The sequence below is a fragment of the Okeania sp. SIO2B9 genome (assembly GCF_010672505.1).
Taxonomy (GTDB): domain Bacteria; phylum Cyanobacteriota; class Cyanobacteriia; order Cyanobacteriales; family Microcoleaceae; genus Okeania; species Okeania hirsuta.
The window spans coordinates 1-2690 of sequence record NZ_JAAHGK010001077.1 but is presented as its reverse complement, the minus strand read 5'-3'; the positions used below and the strand labels follow the sequence as shown (position 1 = coordinate 2690).

The 2690-nt window shown below is 33.0% G+C and carries 4 protein-coding genes; 1 reads left to right on the top strand and 3 read right to left on the bottom strand.

Features of this window, described 5'->3' with window-relative positions:
* Positions 1 to 218, top strand: a 218-nt coding sequence (locus F6K13_RS27430) for an EamA family transporter (RefSeq protein ID WP_287289050.1), incomplete at its 5' end; no start/stop codon positions are given.
* 55 nt (positions 219 to 273) lie between these two features.
* On the opposite strand, the gene F6K13_RS27425 is transcribed toward F6K13_RS27430, so the two are convergent.
* The 3 genes from F6K13_RS27425 to F6K13_RS27415 form a co-directional block, all read right to left on the bottom strand.
* Positions 274 to 1236, bottom strand: a complete 963-nt coding sequence (locus tag F6K13_RS27425) for a hypothetical protein (protein WP_192901117.1) — start codon at positions 1234 to 1236, stop codon at positions 274 to 276.
* A 274-nt stretch (positions 1237 to 1510) separates the two neighbouring features.
* The gene (locus F6K13_RS27420; RefSeq protein WP_124144902.1) at positions 1511 to 2185 is read right to left on the bottom strand and encodes a Bpu10I family restriction endonuclease; all 675 of its coding nucleotides are present in this window, start codon (positions 2183 to 2185) and stop codon (positions 1511 to 1513) included.
* 117 nt (positions 2186 to 2302) lie between these two features.
* On the bottom strand, positions 2303 to 2690 hold a 388-nt coding region (locus tag F6K13_RS27415; protein ID WP_287289048.1), incomplete at its 5' end, for a DNA cytosine methyltransferase.

Below are 2690 nucleotides of genomic sequence, written 5' to 3'. Positions count from 1 at the left end.
GGATGCTAATGTTTCTTTACTTAGCACTGCTTTATATGTCTATTGGATTAATTGAAACTGGGGTGGCATTAACTCTATTTTTTACTTACCCAATCTTCACTTCGCTATTTTCTTGGCTATTGTTAGGTATTCCCCCTACTAGCTTTCGGTGGATGGTGATGATAGTGGTATTAGTAGGAACTTTTTTGACTATTCCCTACAGTCAGACTACCTCCTGAATCCTTACTAAGTAATTAAAATGAATATCATACTCTAATTCAGCAACGCCTCATTTTATTTTTTAGTTTCGGAAGCATGACTGAGATAATTACCAAAAACTTGACTCAAAGCATCAGCTTTTAAATGATAATTCCAACGACACATTTGTGTCATTACTTTCATCAAACTATAACCAATCTCAAGACCATATTTGAGATGAGAAAACTTGATAATATCTTGACCAGAAGTTCGCTCTTTTTGATGATGATTTAAGAGTCTAATTACACGAGAGATACTGCCAATAACTCGCCGCAAAACCGAATCACCAAAACCCCATCTAGTAATTCCCCAAAACTTAGCCAAATGATTAACTTCATCTTGTAAAGGTTGAGCGATCGCCATTTGTAATGCTCCAGTAGAATGAGACATTAACCATATATAAATAGATACGGCACTCCATTCGGAACTAATTCTACTTACTCCATGATTATAGATTTCTGCCCCTACATTTCCAGTAGGTTGATAACCATGAACGGTATTAGGTTTTTGCTGTAATTTTTTCCCTGTAAGTTGTTGATAAATCTTGCTAAAAGCAGGGGCGTGTTGTCGTTCTTCTTTTTCCCAAATACCAATTTCAATTATTTTCCCATTTTTATCAGTTACACCTCCCATAAATCTAGCTAGTTGAGGATGAGCTGTTTGTAAATAACCCCAACTTTCTTGGGAATAGGAACGAATAGGTGCTTCTATTTCTACAGCGGAGGTAATTACTTGTAAAAATAATTTTGGTTCTATGCCAATAATTTGACTATTGTTAATTGCTTGCCAATTAATTTTTTGCCAAGGTCTTTGTTGAGGATTTTCAAATTGTTGGGGTAAGTCTAATAGTCTTTCTGTAAGAATGTTTTGGGAAAGATAGCGTTCGAGTAAATAATTAATTCTGGCTCTAGTTTGTAGATAGTTAGGAGTGGAATGACAATAACCAGCTAGGTCAAATTGGGTCTGATTAGAGGAATTAATTGTTGTTACTAAGTTCATGGTTTTTCAGTTAAGTTATTTTTGGTTTAATGATTTAGGCAGATGGGAGAAAGTTTTACCAGATATCTGACAGATTATTAATAGAAACTGACCAGATGAAAAGGTGTCACTCTTGTTTTCTTGCCTTTCTTAATATCAATCCTAAGCTGACTATTAAGGTAGAACTTAGTATGTAGGTGACAGTTATTTAGTTGTCATAGAAGAGGGTAGACAGTTGTAGTGATTTTTATAAATTGGCACAGTTGAAATAATTTCAATGAAAATGATTAGCTAGTTAAATTAAATAACCACGCTTCAAACCAAAATTAATACCGCCCTCCCAATCAGATGTTAAATAATCTCTAACATAAACAAATAAATGCTCTACCACATCTACATATATAGGATTTTTAACATACCCTTTCTGATATCGGAATTCTCTATCTGTATTCTTTTGTTTTCTTAATACATATATTTGGTCTATTTTGAATTTTCGTAAATTTACTGCATCTGTTAATTTTAGCCATTCTGCCACTAAAATATAAATGGCATTAGGATTTCTATACTTAAGTTGTTCTGCTGCTGTTGCTGCATCTTGAAGCATGGTTTTATCTAAATAAGTTTTGCATTCTATAACTACAGCAGTTACATCCCAAATATGACTTTCTAATTCTTGGGAACCCTGACAATTCATTTGGGCATGAATTCTCACTCCTATGGCAAAATCATTATCTTTCAATTCAATTAAAGCATAAGGATAATTGAGCATATATTGATAATTTTCAGACCGAAAAAATATATCTTTGAAAGTACGAGACTTACCAATTAAAGCTTGTGATGAAAATTCTTGAACTAAATCTTTGAAGAGATAATACATAAATTCTTCTAACACAGATGAATGGAGATTTGAACGAGAATCAAATTTTTCAGCATAGTGTTGTTGTTCTAGAAAATCTTTGTATTGATTCAAAAATTCTACTCACTCCTCTTACTGAGTTAGGAGGTACTCTTCACTGATAACTGATAACTGATAACTGATAACTGATAACTGAAATGACCATGAACATACATTTTATTTAGCTCTATTTTACAACTGTTTTAATATATTATCAGCAATAGCTTTAGCTAACAAAGGAGGAACGGCGTTTCCAATTTGATTATATTGACATAAATGTTTTTCTGCTAAACGACCTTCTCTAGATAGTAATTTATGGCTAACAACTGTTGGTTTACCCATAAATTTAAAACTATCTGGAAATGATTGTATTCTTGCACCTTCTCTAGCTGTGAAATTTCTATGTTGATAAGGGTGAACAAAATTAGCATAAAATGATGCTGGAATTGTATGGCATGGTTTATCTGGATGGAGTCTTCTATTATTTTGGTGGTAGATTTTTTCAGATATTTCTGTAGAGTTCCTTTGTCGTGGTTGTAAATGTTTTGGTACGTCTTTTCCAGAACTTCCCCAAGTCATT